The sequence below is a fragment of the Streptomyces sp. NPDC030222 genome, from assembly GCF_055573115.1.
In genome coordinates this window covers 65,817-86,325 of sequence record NZ_JBVICA010000028.1, presented here as the reverse complement: position 1 = coordinate 86,325, position 20,509 = coordinate 65,817, and the positions used below count along the sequence as shown (strand labels likewise).

The window sequence follows — 20,509 nt, the reverse complement described above, 5'->3', positions numbered from 1 at the left end:
TCCCCCCCCCCCTCCCCCATCCCCCCCTCCCCCTCCCCCCCCCCCCCCCCCCCCCCCCCCCTCCCCCCCCCCCCCCCCTCCCCCCCCCCCCCCCCCCCACGCCCAGCCAGCTCTCGATGGGGTGGATCGCGAAGAACACGATGAAGATCGCGGTCAGGCCCCACATGAAGGCGCCGACCTCCCTGGCCTTGCCCTGCGCCACCTTGATGACGACGTAGGACACGACTCCGGCGGCGACGCCCGCCGTGATGCTGTAAGTGAAGGGCATCAGGGTCACGGTCAGGAAGACCGGAACGGCGACGGAACGGTCCCGCCAGTCGACGTGCGAGGCGTTCTGCATCATCATCGCGCCGATCACCACGAGCGCGGCCGAGGCCACCTGGGGCGGCACGATGGCCGTCAGCGGGGTGAAGAACAGGCAGGCCGCGAAGAGGAGGCCGGTGACGACGGACGAGAGGCCCGTGCGGGCACCCTCGCCGACGCCGGTCGCGGACTCGACGAACACGGTCTGGCCGGATCCGCCGGTGACGCCGCCGATCGCACCGCCCGCGCCGTCGATGAACAGCGCCTTGGACAGGCCGGGCATACGGCCCTTGTCGTCGGCGAGGCCGGCCTCGGTGCCGACTCCGATGATGGTGGCCATGGCGTCGAAGAACCCGGCGAGCACCAGAGTGAAGACGATCATGCCGACGGTCATCAGGCCGACATCGCCCCAGCCGCCGAACTCGACGTGGCCGAGGAGCGAGAAGTCTGGCATGGAGACCGGACTGCCGGCCAGCTCCGGCGGGCTCATGTTCCACGCCTTGGCGTCGAGGCCGACGACGTTGTGGGTGATCACCGCGAACACGGTCCCGGTGACGATGCCTATCAGGATGGCGCCCGGGACGTTCCGCGCCTGCAGGGCGAAGATCGCCAGCAGGGTGACGCAGAAGACCAGGACCGGCCAGCCGGCGAGCTCACCGGCGGGACCGAGGCTGAGGGGCGTCGGTCCTTCGGTGCCGACGAAGCCGGCCTTGACGAGGCCGATGACAGCGATGAACAGACCGATTCCCATGGTGATGCCGTGCTTGAGCGGCAACGGGATCGCATTCATGATCATTTCCCGCAGGCCGGTGACCACCAGCAGGCAGATCACCATGCCGTACATGACGCACATGGCCATGGCCTGACCCCAGGTCATCTGGGGTGCGACCTGGGAGGCGAGGACACCGGAGACGCTGAGGCCGGCCGCGAGCGCGAGCGGGACCTTGCCCACGAAACCCATGAGCAGGGTGGTCGCGGCGGCCGCGAGGGCAGTCGCAGTGATGAGTCCCGGCTGGCCGAGGACGTTGCCCGCAACGTCCTTGCCACCGAGGATCAGGGGGTTGAGCAGGAGGATGTACGCCATCGCCATGAAGGTGGTGATGCCGCCGCGCACCTCGCGCGCGACCGACGATCCTCTGTCGGAGATGTGAAAGTACCGGTCGAGCCAGGACCTTCCGGCCGGGACGCGCGAGCCGGGGCCCGCGTCCTCCACTGCCGTCCTGGGCTCCACTGACGACTGGGTCATGGTGCCTACTCCCAAGGTTCAAAGGGGCACCCGCATCGACTGCGGGATTTGGGATTCCTCGTTGGCTGCACGACCCGGGGGACGGCCCGAGACGAACTGGTACTGCGACAAACTGGTACTGCGGTACTGCGGTTGCTGCGGAGAGACGAAGCACTCCCCCTGTTATGGGTGTTGTGGACCGCGAGCGGTGCGGTGGGGTTCCGGGCGGCGCGGCCGTGGAAGTGTGACGTTCCCGAGGAACGCGCCGCCCGGAGAACCGGGGTTACGCGGTGCCGGTCAGGTGCTCGGGGCGGACCGGCGTCCGGTTGAGCTCCAGACCCGTCGCGTTCCGGATCGCCGCGAGGACGGCCGGGGTGGAGGACAGGGTCGGGGCCTCGCCGATGCCGCGCAGGCCGTAGGGCGCGTGGCCGTCGGCGAGTTCGAGCACGTCGACGGGGATGGTCGGCGTGTCGAGGATGGTGGGGATCAGATAGTCGGTGAAGGACGGGTTGCGCACCTTCGCGGTCCTCGGGTCGACGAGGATCTCCTCCATGACCGCCATGCCCAGGCCCTGGGTGGTGCCGCCCTGGATCTGGCCGACGACCGACAGCGGGTTCAGGGCCTTGCCGACGTCCTGGGCGCAGGCCAGCTCGATCACCTTGACCAGGCCGAGCTCGGTGTCCACCTCGACGACGGCGCGGTGCGCGGCGAACGAGTACTGGACGTGGCCGTCGCCCTGGCCGGTGCGCAGGTCGAAGGCCTCGGTCGGCCGGTGCCGCCACTCGGCCTCGACCTCCACGGCCTCGTCCTCCAGAACGTCCACCAGGTCGGCGAGGACCTCACCGCCGTCGGTGACGACCTTGCCGCCCTCCAGCAGCAGTTCGGCGTTGGCCCAGGCCGGGTGGTACGAGCCGAACTTCCGGCGGCCGGTCTCCAGGACCTTCTCGCGGACCAGCTCGCAGGAGTTCTTCACCGCGCCACCGGTCACATAGGTCTGCCGGGAGGCGGAGGTGGAGCCGGCGGAGCCGACCTGGGTGTCGGCCGGGTGGATGGTGACCCGGTTGACCCCGAGCTCGGTACGGGCGATCTGCGCGTGGACGGTGACACCGCCCTGGCCGACCTCGGCCATCGCGGTGTGCACGGTCGCGACCGGTTCTCCGGCGATGACCTCCATGCGCACCCTGGCGGTCGAGTAGTCGTCGAAGCCCTCGGAGAATCCGACGTTCTTGATGCCGACCGCGTAGCCGACACCGCGGACGACACCCTCGCCGTGCGTGGTGTTCGACAGGCCGCCGGGCAGTTCCCGCACGTCGGCGTCGCCGTCGGCGACCTCCCACTGGCGCTCCGGTGGCAGCGGGCGGGCCTTGACCCGGCGCAGCAGTTCGGCGACGGGGGCCGGGGAGTCGACCCGCTGGCCGGTCGGCATGACCGTGCCCTGTTCCATCGCGTTGATCCGGCGGAACTCCACCGGGTCCATACCGAGTTCCGCGGCCACCTTGTCCATCTGCGCCTCGTAGGCGAAGCATGCCTGGACCGCGCCGAAGCCGCGCATGGCGCCGCAGGGCGGGTTGTTGGTGTAGAGCGCGATCGCCTCGATGTCCACGTCGTCCAGGACGTACGGGCCGACGGAGAGGGAGGCGGCGTTGCCGACGACGGCCGGGGAGGCGGAGGCGTACGCGCCGCCGTCCAGCACGATCCGGCACTTCATATGGGTGAGCTTGCCGTCCCTGGTGGCTCCGTGCTCGTACCAGAGCTTCGCCGGGTGCCGGTGGACGTGGCCGAAGAAGGACTCGAACCGGTTGTAGACGATCTTGACGGGCTTGCCGGTGCGGAGGGCCAGCAGGCAGGCGTGGATCTGCATCGACAGGTCCTCGCGTCCGCCGAAGGCACCGCCGACGCCGGAGAGCGTCATCCGCACCTTCTCCTCGGGCAGGCCGAGCACCGGGGCGATCTGGCGGAGGTCGGAGTGCAGCCACTGGGTGGCCACGTACAGGTCGACGCCGCCGTCCTCCGCCGGTACCGCGAGGCCGGACTCCGGGCCGAGGAAGGCCTGGTCCTGCATGCCGAAGACGTACTCGCCGGTGACGATCACATCGGCCCGCCCGCGCGCCTCCTCCGCGTCGCCGCGGACGATCGGCTGGCGGTGGACGATGTTGGGGTGCGCGACATGGGCCGCGTGGTGGTCCGTACGGCCCGGGTGGAGCAGCGGGGCATCGGGGGCGGTCGCGGAGGCCTCGTCGGTGACGACGGGCAGTTCCCGGTAGTCGACCTTGATCTTCGCGGCGGCGCGGCGGGCGGTCTCGGGGTGGTCGGCGGCGACCAGCGCCACCGGCTCGCCGTGGTGGCGCACCCGCCCGTTGGCCAGGACCGGGGTGTCCTTGATCTCCAGGCCGTAGTTCTTCACCTCGGTGGGCAGGTCGTCGTACGTGAGGACGGCGTACACGCCCGGCATGGCGACGGCCTCGGTGATGTCGATCGAGGCGATCTCGGCGTGGGCGACCGGGGAGCGCAGGATCTGGCCCCAGAGCATGTCCTCGTGCCACATGTCCGAGGAGTAGGCGAACTCGCCGGTGACCTTCAGGATGCCGTCCGGGCGGAGCGTCGACTCGCCGATGCCGCCCTTCGTCCGGGAGCCCTGGGTGACCTTGGCGGGAGTGCCGGACGGGACGCCGGCGACCCGGGTGTGCTGTGCCATCGTCAGACCGCCTCTCCCTGACGGGCGGCCGCCAGGCGGACCGCGTCCAGGATCTTCTCGTAGCCGGTGCACCGGCACAGGTTGCCGGAGAGCGCCTCGCGGATGTCCGCGTCGGACGGGGAACCGTTGCGCTCCAGCAGCTCGTCGGCGGCGACCAGCAGTCCGGGGGTGCAGAAGCCGCACTGGACCGCGCCCGCGTCGACGAACGCCTGCTGGACCGGGGAGAGTCCACTGCCCTCGCCGGTCCGCGAGTCGGTGCCCTTGGCGCTCCAGTGCTGTGCGTCCTGGAGGGAGGTGCCGCAGGCGCCGGTGGCACAGCCGCCCTCGGCGCGCTGCTTCGCGTAGTCGGCGAGGCCCTCGACCGTGAGGACCTCTCGCCCCTCGACCTGACCGGCGGCGACCAGGCACGAGCACACCGGGACCCCGTCCAGGCGGACCGTGCAGGAACCGCACTCGCCCTGCTCGCACGCGTTCTTCGCACCCGGGAGCCCGAGGCGCTCGCGCAGGACGTAGAGCAGGCTCTCGCCCTCCCAGACGTCGTCGGCTTCCTGCGGACGGCCGTTGACCGTGAAATTGACGCGCATGCTCACGCAGCTCCTTCCAGCGGGCGGCCGGTGCCGCGGTACTGCTCCCAGGTCCAGCCCAGCTGACGGCGGGCCATGATGCCGACGGCGTGCCGGCGGTACCGCGCGCTGCCGCGCACGTCGTCGATCGGGTTGCAGGCGGCGGCGCACAGGTCCGCGAACTGCTTGGCGACCGACGGGGTGATGATCTTGCCGTTGTCCCAGAAGCCGCCCTCCTCCAGGGCCGCGTTCAGGAACTCCTCGGCCTCACGGGCCCGGATCGGCGTTGGGGCCGCGGAACCGATGCCGGTCCGGACCGTGCGGGTCTCCGGGTGCAGGGCGAGACCGAAGGCGCACACCGCGATGACCATGGCGTTGCGGGTGCCGACCTTGGAGTACTGCTGGGGGCCCCGGGCCTTCCTGATGTGGATGGCCTTGATCAGCTCGTCGGGCTCCAGCGCATTGCGCTTCACGCCGGTGTAGAAGTCGTCGATCGGGATGAACCGGGTGCCCCGTACGGACTCCACTTCGACCTCCGCACCCGCGGCCAGCAGGGCCGGGTGGGCGTCGCCCGCCGGGGAGGCGGTGCCGAGGTTGCCGCCGACGCCGCCGCGGTTGCGGATCTGCGGGGAGGCGACGGTGTGCGAGGCGAGCGCGAGGCCCGGCAGCTCGCGGCGCAGGTGCTCCATGATCCGGGCATACGGGACGGAGGCGCCGAGCCGGACGTGCTCCTCACCGATCTCCCATTCGTAGAGCTCGCCGATGCGGTTCAGGTCCAGGAGGTACTCGGGCCGCCGGTGATCGAAGTTGATCTCGACCATCACATCGGTGCCACCCGCGATGGGCACGGCTGAAGGGTGCTCGGCCTTCGCGGCGAGCGCCTCCTCCCAGCCGGCGGGGCGAAGGAAGTCCATCAGTGGCTCTCTTCTTCTCGATCGGGTCGTACGCGGGGACCCGGGGACGGCCGGTCCTCGTCTCGTTCATGTGGTGTTCACGTGGTGTGGCCCAAGTACACAAGCACTGCTCCGTCGGGTGCAGTCACCGAAACCATGAAGGAGTTGGCTGGTCCTCACCCGCGTCTTGTAGATTCGAACGAAAGGCGGGGCTCCGTAACCTCACCGACTTCGAACGGCAACATCGAGACAGATCGGCGGCGAGAACATGCGGCTGCGCGCACTCCTGGAAACCGAGGCGCTGGGCCTGCGGCTGCTCGGCGGCGAGGAGGAACTCGACCGCACGGTGCGTGGTGTGATGACCACCGACCTGCGCGATCCCAGCCGCTACCTCTCCGGCGGCGAACTCGTCCTCACGGGTCTGGCCTGGCGGCGCTCGGCCGAGGATTCCGAGTCCTTCGTCCGGATCCTCACCGGCGCCGGTGTCGTCGGCCTCGCGGCCGGCGAGGCCGAGCTCGGCGACATCCCGCACGATCTCGTCGAGGCCTGTGCCCGGCACCGGCTGCCCCTGTTCGCCGTCAACGAGTCCGTCGCGTTCGCGACGATCACCGAGCACGTGGTGCGCCAGGTGTCCGGCGAGCGGGCCGGGGACCTGGCGGCCGTCGTGGACCGCCACCGCCGCCTGATGACGTCCGGCCCGGCCGGCGGCGGCCCCGAGGTGGTCCTCGACCTGCTCGGCTCCGACCTGGACCTGCACGCCTGGGTCCTGTCCCCCACCGGCCGGCAGATCGCCGGTGCGGGCGCCCCGCTGCCCCCGGGTGCCGGTGCGCAGCTCGCCGGCGAACACCTGGCCGCGCTGCGGACCGGCCGCCGCGCACCGCACCGGGCGGTCGTCGCGGGCACCACGTATTCGCTGTTCCCGGTCCGGAACTGGGGACCAGCGGGGGCCGGCGGGCAGGCCGCCGCCCCGGCCTCGCGCGATGTACGGGAAACCGTCCTCTCCGACTGGCTGCTCGCGGTCGAGGCGGACGCCGGCGACTGGCCCGCCGCCCGGCTCGACCTGCTCCAGGGCGTCACCCAGCTGATCGCCGTCGAACGCGACCGCCGTGACGCCGCCCGCACGGTGCGGCGCCGCCTCGCCCAGGAGGTCCTCGAACTCGTCCAGACCGGTGCCGCGCCCGGCGAGATCGCCGCCCGCCTCCGGGTGGCCGCGCCGGTCCTGCTGCCCGGCCTCGGCACCGCCCCGCACTGGCAGGTCGTCGTGGCCAGGGTCGACTGGCTGCAGGACGGACAGCAGGAATCCGCGGACGGCCGGATCGCCCAGGCACTGCTGGAGGAGATCCTCTTCGACCCGGCGGCCACCGGAGCGGAGTCCGCCGACCGGATCGCGGTCGCCCACACCGGCGAGGAGGCCATCGCGCTCGTCCCGCTCCCCGCGGTCGGCGCCGGGGACACCGGCGGCGAGACCGGACTCCATGCGGACGCCCTGCTCGACACCGTGAAGGGTCCGCTGTCCGCGGGCCTCGGCGACGACGGCCGGCTCACCCTCGGCGTCAGCGCCGCCGTCCACTCGGCGGAGGGGCTGCGCGGCGCGCTCGAGGAGGCGCGGCACGCCCGCCGTGTCGCCGGCGCACGCCCCGGCACGGTCTGCGCCGCCGGTCACCACGAGCTCGCCTCGCACGTCCTGCTGCTGCCGTTCGTCCCCGACGACGTGCGCCGCGCGTTCACGGCCCGGCTGCTCGATCCCCTGCGGGAGTACGACCGGCGGCACCGGGCGGAGCTCATCCCCACACTCGAGGCGTTCCTCGACTGCGACGGTTCCTGGACGCGCTGCGCGACCCGGCTCCACCTGCATGTCAACACCCTGCGCTACCGGGTGGGCCGGATCGAGCAACTCACCGGCCGCGATCTGTCGCGCCTGGAGGACAAACTGGACTTCTTCCTGGCGCTGCGGATGAGCTGACGCTCTGTCCCCATGGTGCGCCTGTCCGAGGGGCGTGCGCGGCGCGACGGGCTGCGCGGATCCACACCCGGCACACGGCAGGAGCGTGCAGGTCGCACAGAGGTGGCGCGGACACATGTGCGCGCCACGGAGCCAGTCCGGATCTTGCCCGGTGACCCGACGTGACCATCCGGAATCTGATAGTCCTTTCAGCGGGGTACGGGCACAGGCCCGTAGCGGCGCCCTCGTGCGCCGCGGGGAGGGGCGCACATGAGCACCACCACACGCGACGAGGTCATCGCCGGCGAGCAGAAGGCGGTGGACCACGCGTACGACTGCTACACCGCGCGGCTGACCGAGATGAGCGGGACCTCGGCCGCCACGGCCTCGGCGAGCGGCAAGGACGGCATCGCCAACCGGATCCACGCGGAGGAGCAGGCCGCCGCATACGGAGGGCTCGGCAACGAGTCGCTGGTCTTCGCCCGGGTCGACGCGCCGGAGGAGCCCGGAGGAGCGCCCCGGCCCTGGTACATCGGCCGACGGGGCGTGCGCGACTCCGCGAACGAACCGGTGGTCCTGCTGTGGACCAGCCCGTTGGCGAAGAGGTGGATCGAGGCACGGCCCGAGGCCCGGGGGGACGTGCTCCTGCGGCGGCGGCTGCGATGCGTACAGCGCGTCGTCGAGGACTACTTCGACGAGATCGCCCCGGTGGCGGCCCCGGCACTCGCCCGCCCGACCGTCCCGGAGCCACGGCCCGCCGCGGACGACGTGATCGAGGACGCCACGGGGAGGGTGCCCGTGCCCGGGGCGGCTGCGGAGGCCGGGCCGCAAGGGAGTGCACCGCAGGACCAGGGCCGCCTGCCGACCCCCACGCCCGGCGACGTGGCCCGCATCCAGCGCCGAAAACCGCTCCAGCCGGACGACTTCCTGCTGCGCGAGCTCCTGCGCTCCCGGAGCGGCCGTATGCGGGACATCGTGGAGACCATCCGCCGCGACCAGATGGACCTGGTCACCGGCTCCCCGTCCGACGTCCTCGTCGTGCAGGGCGGCCCGGGCACCGGCAAGTCGGCAGTCGGTCTGCACCGCGTGACCTGGCTCGTCGACAACGAGCACTTCAGGGCCCAGGACATCCTCGTCATCGGCCCCCACCAGCGGTTCCTCGACTACGTCGGGCAGGTCCTGCCCACCCTCGGCACCCGGGACGTCAACGCCGTCCAGCTCGGCCGGCTCTGGGACGGGACGATCCTCGGCACCGACTCCGCACGTGCCCGGCTGGTGAAGTCCGACGAACGCATGGCGGCCGTACTGAGGCGCCGCGTCGAGCACGACTGCCGACCCGAGGCCGTCGACGAGCTGACCAGTCCCCCTTCCTTCAAGGGGGACGAGCCCGCGGTCGTCGTCGGCGCCGGCATCGCGACCCTGCGCGTTCCGCGATCCGACGTCCTCGCCCTCCTCGACGAGGTCCGCGGCGGCGACGGCCCCTACCGGCAGCGCCGCGAACGCTTCCGCAGCCTGCTCGTCGACCGCCTCCTCCAGGAGCTCGCCGCCATCGCCCCGCGCCGTGCGCAGGGCGGCACGATCCGCCGGGACCTGGAACGCAATCGCCGCGTCGAGCGGATCGTGGAACGCATCTGGCCGTCACCGGGCGCCCGGGAGGCCCTGCGCAGTCTCTACGACTCGCCCGACCTGCTGCGCAGCTGCGCCGACGGCATCCTCGACGCCGACGAACAGGCCGCTCTGCACCGCCCCCGGGCCGCCTCCGCCGACGCCGACCCCTGGACCCTCGACGACCACGTCTGCATCGAGGAACTCCACTTCCTCATCACCGGGGAGACCACCCGGCGCTACGGACACATCGTCGTCGACGAGGCCCAGGACCTCACTCCCATGCAGGCCCGCGCCCTCCGCCGCCGCTGCGCCGTGGGCGGCTCGATGACGGTCCTCGGCGACCTCGCCCAGGCCACCGGCCCCCACACCCACACGAGCTGGGACGGCCTCGGCACACTCCTGTCCGACCACGGCGACTGGCGGGTCGCCGAGCTCGGCACCAGCTACCGCGTGCCGGCGGAGATCATGGAATTCGTCGCACCCCTCGCCCGTGCGGTCGCCCCGGCGCTGCCCTACCCGCAGGCCGTCCGCGAGGCCGGCGGGGACGTCGTGAGGACCGTGGCGACCGAACCGTGGAAGCTCCTCGACGACACCGTCGCCGAGGTGACCCGTCTGGTGGGCACCAGCGACGGACACACCCTGCGCTCCCTCGCGGTCATCGTGCCCGACGACTCGGGGTGGCTCGGCGAGATCGGCCGCCGCCTCGACCGTACGGACACCCTCACCGGCGAGCGGCGCGAGGCGGTGTCCGTGATGGCCGCCGCCCAGGCCAAAGGCATGGAGTACGACCACGTGCTCGTCGTCGAGCCCGCCACCATCGCCGACCGCGGCCCGGCCGGCCTGCGGCAGCTCTACATCGCCCTCACTCGCAGCACGCAGAGCCTGACCGTGTTGCACACCTCGCCGCTCCCGGAGGTCCTCACGAACACCGACGGCCCCGCCGAAGCACCCGCGACCGGGGAGGGACCCGGCACCACGCGGGGCGGCGTCCCCGACATCGGAACCGACGTCCGGGTGCGCGTACTCGGCCCCGGTCCTGGCGGCCGCTACAAGGTGGAGGCACTGTCCCCCGCCAGCGACCGCCCGCTGGTCCTCACCGTCCGGCACGGCTCCGCACCGCCGCGTCCGGGCGAGGAACTGGACTGCTGGGTGTTCGAGAACGAGACCACCCACAGCGTGCTCACCGCCGACCAGCGCGGACGTCGCCCGGTCACGCCCAGGATGGCGGAACGCTACCTGGCGGCACTCGGCGTGCTCGACGAGCTGGTGGCCGACGGGGGCGCCGTCCCCCAGGACGCCCGCGGCCGTCTGTCCGAGCTGCAGGGCATGGCCAACCGTGTCCTCCGCCGCGACCAGTCGGACTGGGTGGACGTCCGACGCGTGCTCGGCTCCCCGGACCGGCAGCGTCTGGGTGCCCTGCGCGACCTCGCGGCGGGCGCCAACCGCGCACTCAAGGACGACGCGCTGGACGTGGACAGGCTCCGGGACGAGCTGGCGGCCTCGGGCTGGACCGAGGCCCTCGCCCGGGCACGGGAAACACTCGGCTCCCGCCTGGCCGATGCCGCAGAACCGGCGCCCGGTGGGGCACCCACCGTCGCCGCGCCCCAGCATCCCCGGCCGCCCCACCCCAAGTCCCGGCCCGAGCAGGAGGAGACCGCACCAGTGCCCACCGTCGAAGAAGCTCCCGCACCGGCGAAGCCCGCGACCACGAGGGAGGGGTTCCTCCGCGCGCTGGAGGCCTCGGCTGCCGCCGACCGCACGTGCAACAAGCACGAAGCGGTGCGCCACGCCCTGAAGTCCGCCCTGCTGTGGGCGGATCTCCAGCCGACCGACTCACCGGTCGTCGACGTCGGCTGTGTGACCGACCGCGGCCTGGTCGTCTACGAGGTCCTGGGGGCCGGCCGTTCCGCCTACCAGGACCTCCGCTCGGGAGCGACCCGCCTCCTCGAGATCAACCACACCCTGCCGGCCCCGGCCGACGCGCTCTGCCTGGTCCTCTGCGAACCCCCCGCCGAAGACTGGTCGGCCGACACCGTCCGCGACGTCTTCGGCGTCCGGGTCCTCTGGCGCACGCGTGACGGATGGGGCGGCCGGGACACGGAAACCGCACTGGGCTCCCCAGGGGCGTGACACGCCGGGCGCAGGGTGGATGCGCGGGGCGTACGGGAGCGAGCGGGGCGCCGCCGAAGCGCGGCGCCTGGCTGAAAACCAATCAATCAACGCCGGGCTCCGGCCGTTTGTGAAACGCTTCACCCACCCCCTTGGCCGGGCACCGGGATTCATGCTGAGATTCGCCAACGACTCATCAGCTCAATGGCGTGCTCCTGGGGAGGCAATGTGGCGGATACCGCCATGTCTGGGAACGGAACGGCCAGCGAGGGAAACCCCGTCCAGACCGCGGTATGGCGGCTGCGTTCCCGCGGCTGCTGGTCCGACGCGGCCGATCTGCTCACCCCGCACGCGACCGAGGCGCCGATCGCCCTGCAGCGGGCGTCCCTGCTGGTGGAACGCTGTCTGTTCACCGAGCGCGGCTGGGCGGAGGCCGAGGAGGCGCTGCGGGCCGCCGAGGCGATGGCGAAGGACGACGACGAGCGGGGCGCGGCGGCCTGCGAACGGGGGCAGCTGGCCTACGCGTCGACGGTGCTGGGCGCCAGGGACCGTGCGGACGAGGCGCGGGCGGCGCTCGGCAGAGCCGCGGCGCTGCTGGCGCCGTCGGCCCCGGGGCGTGCGCTGCTCGACTTCCGGCGCGGGCTGGTCGCCGAGCACCTCGCGGACTCGCCCCAGGCGGCGCGCGCCGCGTACCGGAGGGCGCACTCGGGCGCCGCGGCGCAGGGTGACGAGCTGTTGCTGTCGTTCACCTGGCGTCACCTGGCGGGGCTGGCGCTGCGCGACGGCGAGTTGCAGGAGGCCCGGCACGGGTTCTCGGAGTCGCTGCGGATCCGGGAGGAGCTGGGCTACCTGGTGGGGACGGCACCCGCGCTGGCCGCGCTCGCGGACGCGGAGCCCGAGCCGGAGGCAGGGCGGCTGCGGGCGGAGGCGGCCCGGCTGTTCCGTCTGCTGGGCGGGGTGCCCACCTGGCTGTCGGCCCAACTGACGCCGCCGGCCGCACCGGCCTGACGGCGGGGCCGACCCCGGCAGAACGGGCACGGGCAGACGGGCAGACGGGCAGACGGGCAGACGGGCAGACGGGCAGACGTCAACGAACGGCGTCGCCCCAGGTGTTCGCCCCGTGGCGAGCCCGGATGACGAGCCCGAATGACTGCCCCGACTGCCCGGGTTACGCTCGAAGAGGCCCTGATCGCGCCCCGGGAAGGGGGCATCATGACAACCTCTGGCATGGCGGACGCAGCGCTCGCCGGGCTTCGCACCGGTCTGGCGGGCGGGGTGCTCACGCCCCAGGACCCGGGATACGAGGAGGCCCGCGCGGTCTTCAACGCGATGATCGGCAAGCGCCCCGCGGTCATCGCCCAGTGCGCGACCAGCGACGACGTGGCACAGGCGATCGCGTTCGGGCGGGAACAGGGCCTGGAGATCGGTGTCCGCTGCGGCGGCCACAGCGTCGCGGGGACGGCACTCAGCGACGGCGGGCTGGTCATCGACCTGCGCCGGATGAACGGGGTCACGGTCGACCCCGACGCGCGCACGGCCACGGTGGGCGGCGGGGCCGTCATGCACGATCTGGACGAGGCCACCCAGCCGTTCCACCTCGCGGTGACCGGCGGGCGGGTGTCGACGACGGGGATCGGGGGGTTCACCCTGAACGGCGGTTCCGGCTGGCTGGAGCGGGCGTTCGGGCTCATCTGCGACAGCCTGCTGGAGGTCCGGCTCGTCACCGCGGACGGCCGGCTCGTCACCGCGAGCGAGAACGAGAACCCCGAGCTGTTCTGGGCACTGCACGGCGGCGGCGGGAACTTCGGCGTGGCCACGTCCTTCACTTTCGGGCTGCATCCGCTGCCGGCCTTCTCGACGGCGATCCTGATGTGGCCCCCCGAGTCGGGGCGCGAGGTGCTGGGCACCTACCGGTCGTTCATCGAGCGCGCCCCCGACGGGATCGGCGGCGGTCTGATCTATCTGACCGGCCCTCCCGAGGAGTTCGTGCCCGAGTCCCTCGTCGGCCGTCTCACCTGCGCCGTCATCGTCACGTATACGGGCCGTGTCGCCGAGCTGGGCGAACTCGCCGAGCCGTTGCTGTCGCTGAAGCCGCCGGCCGAGTTCGTCTCCGACGTGCCGTACGCGGAGTTCCAGTGCATGCTCGACGACCCGCCGGGGCTGCGGAACTACTGGTCGGCGGAGTACGTGGCGGACTTCCCCGACGAGCTGGCCGACCGGTTCTCGGCACGGGCCCACGACATGATCGTCCCGTCGGCGAGCCAGCACGTGCTGTTCCCCATGGGCGGTGCCGTGTCCCGCAACTACGGGGAACACCCCCTGCCGTGGCGCAGGGCGTCGTGGGCACTGCATCCGTTCGGCCTGTGGGAAGACCCGGCGGACGACGAGCGCGGCCGGAAGTGGGCGCGGGACGTGCGCGCGGACGCCCTGCCCTGGTCGGTCGGCGCGGTGTACCTGAACTTCATCGGCAACGAGGGCGAGGACCGTGTCCGTGCCGGCTTCGGCGAGGACAACTACAAGCGGCTGGCCGCGGTGAAGGCGGAGTACGACCCGGCGAACGTCTTCCACCTGAACCACAACATCAGGCCAGCCTGACGGGCGGGCGCCGGCAGGCCGGGTCAGCCCCCGGCGTCGGCGAAGTGCTCCCTGACGAGTGTTTCGACCACCGTGAGGTCGCCCGCGGCGAGCGCATCGAGCAGGGCGGTGTGCTCCGCGGCGTCCGCGACCAGGTCCGCGCGCCGCGGCGCGGGCCCGGTGACCAGCGGCAACTGGGAGCGCCGGTGCAGGTCGTCGGCTATCGCCACGAGCTGCCGGTTGCCCGCGAGGCCGAGGACCGCCCGGTGGAACGCTCGGTCCGATTCGGCGTAGGCGGCCCGGTCGTCGACGGCGGCGGCCGCGGTGGTGGCCTCGGCGAGCGGGCGCAGTTCGGACCACCGGTCGGCCGGGACGGTGCGGGCGAGCCGCAGCATGACCGGCACCTCGATCAGGGCGCGCACCTCGGCCAGCTCGGCGAGGTCGGCGTGGGTGCGGCGCACGACCCGGAAGCCGCGGTTGGGAACCACCTCGACGGCGCCTTCGAGGGCGAGCTGCTGCATGGCCTCCCGGACAGGGGTGGCGGAAACGCCCAGCCGGTCGCCGAGTACGGGCGCGGAGTAGACCTCGCCGGGCTCGAGCTCCCCGCCCACAAGGGCGGCTCGCAGCGCGTCCAGCACCTGTCCGCGCACGGAGTGCCGGCGCACCGTTCCGTCCCCGGCGGTGTTCCCGACGTCGCCCGGTGTTCCGTCGGTCATGTCCGCACCGCGACCGCCGGGCGATGAGGGCCAGGGGGCGTCGGGCGCGGAACGCTCGGGGACGCCGGGCGCGAGACCGGGCGGAAGGACAGGTGCGGGGGTCACGGGCCCGGGTACGGCGGGCGGGGCCGGCTCGCCGGGGACGTGGTGGCCGCCGGCCGGGGTGCCGGGGAGGGGCGCCGGCCGTCGCGTGGCGCGGCCCGCCTGTGCGGGGACCCACGGCCGCCCGTAGGACGGCGGTGTGGTGTCGCGCGGTGTGGTCCTCTGCTCCACTCGGGTCCTCCTCCCCCGGTCGGTCGGGCCTCGGGCTGCGGGTGCGGGCGGCCCTTGTGCACGATAGGCGGACCGTGGCCGTGGTTCACACACCGAATAGATCGGGTAAGGTTAGGCTAACCTTTTCAACGCTTGCGATTCGGTGGTCCCGCATGACCGTTTCCGCCCTGCTCAGCGACCCTGCCACAGCTCCGCTGGCGGATTCCTACGCACGCCTCGCCGAGGCGTATCCCGGCCTGAGTGTGACGGAGACGGCACCCGGGGAACCACTGCCGCGGGACGCCGGATGGGTGACCGCGGCCGAGCTGGCGGCCGGCGGACCGGCACTCGACGCCTTCCTCGCCTGGGACAACGCGCAGGTACTGCGCGACTACGGCCGACAGGGCCGCCCCGACGTGGTCGCCGGTTTCGGCCTGCACCGCTACGCCTGGCCGGCGTGCCTGCTGTTCACCGTGCCGTGGTTCCTGCACCGCAGGGTGCCACGGCTGGCCGCGGCCGACGTCGCCCACCAGCGCCACCTGGGGCGGATGGCGGTACGGGTCGCCTCGTTCGTCTGCCTCCCGGACGATCCGGCGGCCGCGCAGCACGGGGCTGTGGTCGTCCCGGACGAGGAGGCCCTGCGGGCGGAGCTGCGGTCCGCCGTCGCGGAGCATCTCGGACCCGTCCTCGACGGCTTCCGGCCGCGGGTGCGGCGCGGCAGCCGCGCCCTGTGGGGCATCGTCACGGACGACGTGATCGAAGGCCTCTGGTACATCGCCGGTGTGCTCGGCGAGGAACCGCGCGCGATGCGCGAACTGGACCTGCTCATGCCCGGGACGGCGAAGCCCTACGTGGGCACGCCCGCCTTCCGCGGACTGGCGGGCCCGGGCGGCGAGGCCCTGCAGACCCGCGACCGGGTCACCTGCTGTCTCTTCTACACCCTGCGCCCCGAGGACACCTGCACCACCTGCCCGCGGACCTGCGACGCGGACCGGATCGGCCGGCTCACCGCGACGGCCTGATCCCACGCCACCCGTTCGAGTGAGGATATTCGAACTCAACTCGGCATTCCCATACGACAGTTCGAGTGGATCGCGCCTATTCGCATGCCTGGTCACTCCGTTGGCGTTCTCTTGCCCCGAAACCCCTTGGTAGACCGGTGCCTTCCGCCAATATGGCGCCGGAAAAGCCCCAAGCGATGCAAGGGACACCGCATGAGACTGACCGACATATCGCTGGACTGGCTGCTTCCGGGCGCCGTACTGCTCCTGGGGGTCATGGCGGCGGTGGCGGTGGTCGCGCGCGGCAAGCGCGCCGGTGACCAGACCGCGGCCGACGACAGCTGGGAGCGCACCGAGGAGCGCCGCAGACGCAAGGAAGCCGTCTACGGCATGGCCTCGTACCTGCTGCTGTTCTGCTGCGCCGCGGTGGCGGCCGCCCTTTCGTTCCACGGCCTGGTGGGCTTCGGCCGGCAGAACCTGAACCTCTCGGGGGGCTGGGAGTACCTGGTCCCGTTCGGTCTCGACGGCGCGGCCATGTTCTGCTCCGTGCTCGCGGTCCGCGAGGCGAGCCACGGCGACGCGGCCCTCGGCTCCCGGCTGTTGGTGTGGATGTTCGCGGGTGCGGCCGCCTGGTTCAACTGGGTGCACGCGCCGCGGGGCATCCACCACGCCGGGGCCCCGCAGTTCTTCGCCGGCATGTCCCTCTCGGCCGCGGTGCTCTTCGACCGCGCACTCAAGCAGACCCGCCGGGCCGCCCTGCGCGAACAGGGCCTGGTGCCGCGCCCGCTGCCGCAGATCCGCGTCGTCCGCTGGCTTCGGGCGCCTCGCGAGACCTTCGGCGCCTGGTCACTGATGCTGCTGGAAGGCGTGCGCTCACTGGACGAAGCAGTCGAGGAGGTGCGGGAGGACCGGCGCGAGAAGATCCGGACCAAGATGCAGCGACGCGAGCAGCAGAAGCTGGACCGCGCGAGGATAAGGGCCATCAACCGGCAGCACCGGGCGTGGCCCCGGGCCCGCGGCGGCCATCAGGTCGAGGTGGCGCAGGTCGGATCCCCCGCCTCGGCGGCACAGGCCGTGGAGCCCGCCATACCGGAGAAGGCGCAACTGCCCGTACGCCCAAGGCCCTCCCTGCAGGCCCTCTCCCCGGCTGAGCCGGTCACCGTGGACCTCACCGCGGAGGACGACACCCAGGCGCTGCCGAGACTGGACTCACTGGAACGCAAACTGAAGGACCTGGAGCAGCAGTTCGGCTGAAAGCGACGGATGCAGTCACGAGGCGACAGGCCTCGTTCACCGCTCGGGGGTCGACATCACGATGCGGGCCCCCAGTTCAGTTCGAACCAGACGACCTTGCCCGGGCCTTGTCGCCGGACGCCCCACGCGTCGGCCAGGGCCTGGACGAGCATCAACCCCCTGCCGTGCGTACCGTCCTCGGGCGGTTCGTACGGCTTCGGCGTTCCTCCGGTCGAGTCGCCCACCTCCACCCGGAGGGTGGACTCCCCCACGGTCGCGGTGACGACCGCCCCGTGGTCGGTGTGGATCAGTGCGTTGGTCACCAGCTCGCTGGTGAGGAGTTCCGCCACATCGGCGGCCGCTCCGGTGCGCGGCCGGCCCCCCAGTAACTCACGCAGTCCGCGGCGGACATCGGCCACCGCCCGTAAGTCGGCTCTGCCCAGTCGGCGGTGCATACGGCCCTCCTGCTCCTCCCCGGCCTCCGATCCACGGTGCGACCCGTCGGCCGCAGGTCCGGTCCCCCTGTGACGCCCCGTCATGATTCCCACCCGCACTTCGGACCGACCTCCCCCTCGAACAGGCTCACTGGAGATGCATGCCCCGAGTGACGAGCCGCACGCCTCCGAAGCCGTGCCGGTCCGTGCCTGATTCGTCACACTGCGCGGGAAGTGTCATGGCCTGGACGCATTACGCCAATGAGAGCGGGCCACCCGGACCATGCGGCCGACGCCGCCGTCCAGGACGGTCCTGCCGGCGAACAGGGCGTCGGGACGTCGCCTCGTCGGTCTGTACGCCGCGATCCGTCGTGACCTGCCATGGGGAAAGGCCCTCGCCCGGCCACAGGACACGAGCCGCCACCCACTCAACGGTCTGCTTCCCCGAGAGCTCCGGCCGGGGGCGATAGGGGTCAGGGGTGTCCGGTGGATCACGGCCGGGCCCGGCCCGCCTGACACCCCCCTACGCCTCCCAGACGCCGACGGCGGTCCGGTCGTCGGCGTACCCCTTCACCCTGAGCTGGGTGTCGGCGAGGAACGCCGCGAGGCCCGGCGGTTCACCGCCCGACCAGCGCGCGGCGAGTTCCTCGGCGAGGGCGGGCTCGCCGCGCAGCGGCTCCGCGAGGCCCTTGCTGCACAGCAGCAGCGTGTCGCCCGGGCGGGCGACGGAGGCCCGGAACCGGAACGGTTCGGTCGGCGGGGGCGGGCTCTCGATGAACGGAGAGGGATGGCTCGCGACACCGAGGTCCATGGTGAGGCGGTCCCCCTCGGCGGTCTCCTCGGGCGGCGAGCCGTATCCGACGACCGGTCCGCCCTTGAGCGACTCGGGGTCCGGGACGTTCGGTTCGATGTCCTGCCACACTCCGTCCCGCAGCCGGAACAGACCGCCGTCGCCGATGCCGAAGAACACCCGGGTCCGGCATTCCGGGTCGGCGCTGAGCAGCAGACACCGCAGAGAGGCGGTGTACTCGTCCGGTTCCAGGCCGAGTTCGGCCGCACGTGCACGGAGCTGTCCGTAGCCGCGCGCGGTGAGCCGGTGCAGTCCCGACTTGAGATCGCCACGGCGACCGGCCCTGATGTCCTCGGAGAGACGTTCATGACTGCGGCCGACGGCTCCGCCGATCCGACGGCATGCGTCCGCGGCCGCCCGGCGCGCGGTCTCCGTGGCGCGGGCACCCGCCGCCACGGCGACGAGCACGATCGCGCTCTCGCCCTGCCCGAACCGCGCGGTCAGCATCGCGTCGCGACGCGGCTCGCCCCGGTAGCGCGCCGAGTCACCGCGCTGCGACGCCGCACGAAGGGTGTACGAGCCGTAGCGAGCGCCGTCGAGCACCGTGTCCGCGACCAGTCCGGACAGTTCCTCCGGCAGCGAGGCGGGCAGCGCGGTCGGCTCGGGGTCGTACGTCGGCGGCCCGTCCCCCACGTATCCGGTGGACGGACGGGGTGCCCGGGAGGAACCGGAACGTTCCCGGGGGACGGGCGGCCGGGCGTGCGGGGGTGCGGACATGGCGGGGCCTTCCGGGGCGGGCGCGCTTCCGGGCCTGACCGGGCCGCCCTCGGCGGGCGTACGTCCCGGCGCGGACGGGCGCCCCTGATCGGATGCGGACAGAGATGGGGATGGGGATGGGGATGGGGGTGTGGAGTCCGAATCGGACGAGGACGCGGATCCCGATGCGGACGCGGTGCCTTGCGTCGCGGCGGTCCCTGATGGGGACGGCGCCGTGGAGGCTCCAGGAGCGGGTGTCGAGCCCGGTACGGCCGGGCTTCCCGGCGTTCGTTCGACGGGGACGGGCGGGCCGGGCGGGTCCGACGGTAATGCCGGTGTCTGCGCGTACGGGTCCGCCGTGGGCCGACGGGCCGGTGGCACCGAAGGAACGGGCGGTACGGCGGGCCGCGGTGGCACCGCCGGCCGCGACGGGAAGGTCCGCGGGCCCACCGCGGCGGGTCCGGCCTCCCAGGGCGCCCGCTCGACCCCCGTGCCCGACGCCGTGTCGCCCTCGGGCTCCGGACCGTTCGCGGTGGGTGCCCTGCCCGGTGCCCCGCAGGTCGGCGGCGGTCCGGGCCGCGGCGGTACGGGCTGCGGCGCTGCGGGCGGCGTTTGCCCCGACGGCTGTTGAGCGGACTTCGAGTCCTCTGTGTCGTATCGGCCGTGCTCCGACCGAGGCCCGGCGAATGGCGGGGTGTCCGGCTCCGCCGGGTCGACCGCGCCCTTCGCGGAGTCGAAGCGGTCGTCGAGCGTGTCGCCCTCCCCCGCCGCGCCGGTGTCGGGAGTGGTCGTGTCGTACAGCCGGTGCCACCAGTCGTCCTCGGTGGGCTTCTCCCCCTGCTGGCTCATGCCCCTATTGTCCACCGGCAGTGCCGCGCGGAAACGGTGCACGGAAAATCCGAAGGGTCCGCCGGACGGCCCCACCCCCCACGGGAAGGCCGTCCGGCGGACCGGTCGTGGCAGCGCACGCCGTATGCGCCGTCCACGGTCCAGGAGACCGAATTGCCGTAGGCATCGGTCAGTTCACTCTTGAGGGTGACGGTCTTTCCGGTCACATCGGCGTGATCGACGGTGGCTTCCGGGGCTGCCGCGGTCGAGGTCGTGCCGCCCTCGTACGCGTGCGTGGGCTTCGCCACGGTGACCCCGGCGGGATGTGACCGCCTGGCCCGGCGCTCGGGCCGGCCGTCCGGCCGTCGTACGCCGCCAGGAACTTGTCGCCGTACCCCGGCAGGTCATACCGGGCGGACGGAAAGGGCAGGCCCTGGAAGGAGAGGCTTTCGTCGAGTTTCAGCCGGAACCTCCACGTCGTCAAGGTCCCGGCGCAAAGCTTCCGGATGGTGGACACGCGGGGGGAACCCCTTGCTGAATCAGGGGAGTTCAGGTCAGACGTGACCGACCGGGCTTCGCCGCCTGCC

At 72.6% G+C, this 20,509-nt stretch carries 12 protein-coding genes and 1 pseudogene; 6 read left to right on the top strand and 7 right to left on the bottom strand.

What is annotated here, in order from left to right; genetic code table 11:
* Nucleotides 1–97 precede the first annotated feature (97 nt).
* The 4 genes and pseudogenes from ACZ4Z5_RS30220 to ACZ4Z5_RS30205 form a co-directional block, all read right to left on the bottom strand.
* Nucleotides 98–1,549, bottom strand: a pseudogene (locus ACZ4Z5_RS30220) (NCS2 family permease); the annotation flags it as partial.
* 262 nt (nucleotides 1,550–1,811) lie between these two features.
* Nucleotides 1,812–4,223, bottom strand: coding sequence for a xanthine dehydrogenase subunit D (gene pucD, locus ACZ4Z5_RS30215; protein WP_468268742.1), 2,412 nt, complete (start codon nucleotides 4,221–4,223; stop codon nucleotides 1,812–1,814).
* Nucleotides 4,224–4,225: 2 nt separating this feature from the next.
* A complete protein-coding gene (locus ACZ4Z5_RS30210) occupies nucleotides 4,226–4,807 on the bottom strand; it encodes a (2Fe-2S)-binding protein (RefSeq protein WP_468268739.1) in 582 nt (193 codons plus the stop codon).
* A 2-nt stretch (nucleotides 4,808–4,809) separates the two neighbouring features.
* Nucleotides 4,810–5,700: an FAD binding domain-containing protein gene (locus ACZ4Z5_RS30205; protein ID WP_468268736.1), complete on the bottom strand. Its 891-nt coding sequence runs from the start codon at nucleotides 5,698–5,700 to the stop codon at nucleotides 4,810–4,812.
* Between the two features lie 247 nt (nucleotides 5,701–5,947).
* On the opposite strand from ACZ4Z5_RS30205, the gene ACZ4Z5_RS30200 reads away from it, so the two are divergent.
* From ACZ4Z5_RS30200 to ACZ4Z5_RS30185, 4 genes are all read left to right on the top strand, one after another.
* Nucleotides 5,948–7,642, top strand: coding sequence for a PucR family transcriptional regulator (locus ACZ4Z5_RS30200; RefSeq protein WP_468268733.1), 1,695 nt, complete (start codon nucleotides 5,948–5,950; stop codon nucleotides 7,640–7,642).
* A 249-nt stretch (nucleotides 7,643–7,891) separates the two neighbouring features.
* Nucleotides 7,892–11,359, top strand: a complete 3,468-nt coding sequence (locus ACZ4Z5_RS30195) for a HelD family protein (protein ID WP_468268730.1) — start codon at nucleotides 7,892–7,894, stop codon at nucleotides 11,357–11,359.
* Between the two features lie 222 nt (nucleotides 11,360–11,581).
* Nucleotides 11,582–12,346: a hypothetical protein gene (locus ACZ4Z5_RS30190; RefSeq protein ID WP_468268727.1), complete on the top strand. Its 765-nt coding sequence runs from the start codon at nucleotides 11,582–11,584 to the stop codon at nucleotides 12,344–12,346.
* Between the two features lie 204 nt (nucleotides 12,347–12,550).
* The gene (locus tag ACZ4Z5_RS30185) at nucleotides 12,551–13,933 is read left to right on the top strand and encodes an FAD-binding oxidoreductase (RefSeq protein WP_468268724.1); all 1,383 of its coding nucleotides are present in this window, start codon (nucleotides 12,551–12,553) and stop codon (nucleotides 13,931–13,933) included.
* Nucleotides 13,934–13,956: 23 nt separating this feature from the next.
* On the opposite strand, the gene ACZ4Z5_RS30180 is transcribed toward ACZ4Z5_RS30185, so the two are convergent.
* On the bottom strand, nucleotides 13,957–14,628 hold the full coding sequence (locus ACZ4Z5_RS30180) for a GntR family transcriptional regulator (protein ID WP_468268721.1): 672 nt from the start codon (nucleotides 14,626–14,628) through the stop codon (nucleotides 13,957–13,959).
* Nucleotides 14,629–15,053: 425 nt separating this feature from the next.
* On the opposite strand from ACZ4Z5_RS30180, the gene ACZ4Z5_RS30175 reads away from it, so the two are divergent.
* Both ACZ4Z5_RS30175 and ACZ4Z5_RS30170 read left to right on the top strand, forming a co-directional pair.
* Nucleotides 15,054–15,902, top strand: coding sequence for a (2Fe-2S)-binding protein (locus ACZ4Z5_RS30175; protein ID WP_468268718.1), 849 nt, complete (start codon nucleotides 15,054–15,056; stop codon nucleotides 15,900–15,902).
* Nucleotides 15,903–16,094: 192 nt separating this feature from the next.
* The gene (locus ACZ4Z5_RS30170) at nucleotides 16,095–17,135 is read left to right on the top strand and encodes a DUF2637 domain-containing protein (RefSeq protein WP_468268715.1); all 1,041 of its coding nucleotides are present in this window, start codon (nucleotides 16,095–16,097) and stop codon (nucleotides 17,133–17,135) included.
* Between the two features lie 56 nt (nucleotides 17,136–17,191).
* Here the strand turns inward: ACZ4Z5_RS30170 and ACZ4Z5_RS30165 are convergent, their stop codons facing one another.
* Together ACZ4Z5_RS30165 and ACZ4Z5_RS30160 are read right to left on the bottom strand one after the other, a co-directional pair.
* Entirely contained in the window at nucleotides 17,192–17,653 is a 462-nt protein-coding gene (locus tag ACZ4Z5_RS30165) for an ATP-binding protein (protein WP_468268712.1), read from the bottom strand.
* Nucleotides 17,654–18,071: 418 nt separating this feature from the next.
* Nucleotides 18,072–19,115, bottom strand: a complete 1,044-nt coding sequence (locus tag ACZ4Z5_RS30160; RefSeq protein ID WP_468268709.1) for a protein phosphatase 2C domain-containing protein — start codon at nucleotides 19,113–19,115, stop codon at nucleotides 18,072–18,074.
* Between the last annotated feature and the right edge of the window lie 1,394 nt (nucleotides 19,116–20,509).

Excerpts from the sequence above, each read along its gene's own strand:
- pucD (WP_468268742.1), bottom strand. The coding sequence starts at position 4,223 with ATGGCACAGCACACCCGGGTCGCCGGCGTCCCGTCCGGCACTCCCGCC.
- ACZ4Z5_RS30210 (WP_468268739.1), bottom strand. The coding sequence starts at position 4,807 with ATGCGCGTCAATTTCACGGTCAACGGCCGTCCGCAGGAAGCCGACGAC.
- ACZ4Z5_RS30205 (WP_468268736.1), bottom strand. The coding sequence starts at position 5,700 with ATGGACTTCCTTCGCCCCGCCGGCTGGGAGGAGGCGCTCGCCGCGAAG.
- ACZ4Z5_RS30200 (WP_468268733.1), top strand. The coding sequence starts at position 5,948 with ATGCGGCTGCGCGCACTCCTGGAAACCGAGGCGCTGGGCCTGCGGCTG.
- ACZ4Z5_RS30195 (WP_468268730.1), top strand. The coding sequence starts at position 7,892 with ATGAGCACCACCACACGCGACGAGGTCATCGCCGGCGAGCAGAAGGCG.
- ACZ4Z5_RS30190 (WP_468268727.1), top strand. The coding sequence starts at position 11,582 with ATGTCTGGGAACGGAACGGCCAGCGAGGGAAACCCCGTCCAGACCGCG.
- ACZ4Z5_RS30185 (WP_468268724.1), top strand. The coding sequence starts at position 12,551 with ATGACAACCTCTGGCATGGCGGACGCAGCGCTCGCCGGGCTTCGCACC.
- ACZ4Z5_RS30180 (WP_468268721.1), bottom strand. The coding sequence starts at position 14,628 with ATGACCGACGGAACACCGGGCGACGTCGGGAACACCGCCGGGGACGGA.
- ACZ4Z5_RS30175 (WP_468268718.1), top strand. The coding sequence starts at position 15,054 with ATGACCGTTTCCGCCCTGCTCAGCGACCCTGCCACAGCTCCGCTGGCG.
- ACZ4Z5_RS30170 (WP_468268715.1), top strand. The coding sequence starts at position 16,095 with ATGAGACTGACCGACATATCGCTGGACTGGCTGCTTCCGGGCGCCGTA.
- ACZ4Z5_RS30165 (WP_468268712.1), bottom strand. The coding sequence starts at position 17,653 with ATGACGGGGCGTCACAGGGGGACCGGACCTGCGGCCGACGGGTCGCAC.
- ACZ4Z5_RS30160 (WP_468268709.1), bottom strand. The coding sequence starts at position 19,115 with ATGTCCGCACCCCCGCACGCCCGGCCGCCCGTCCCCCGGGAACGTTCC.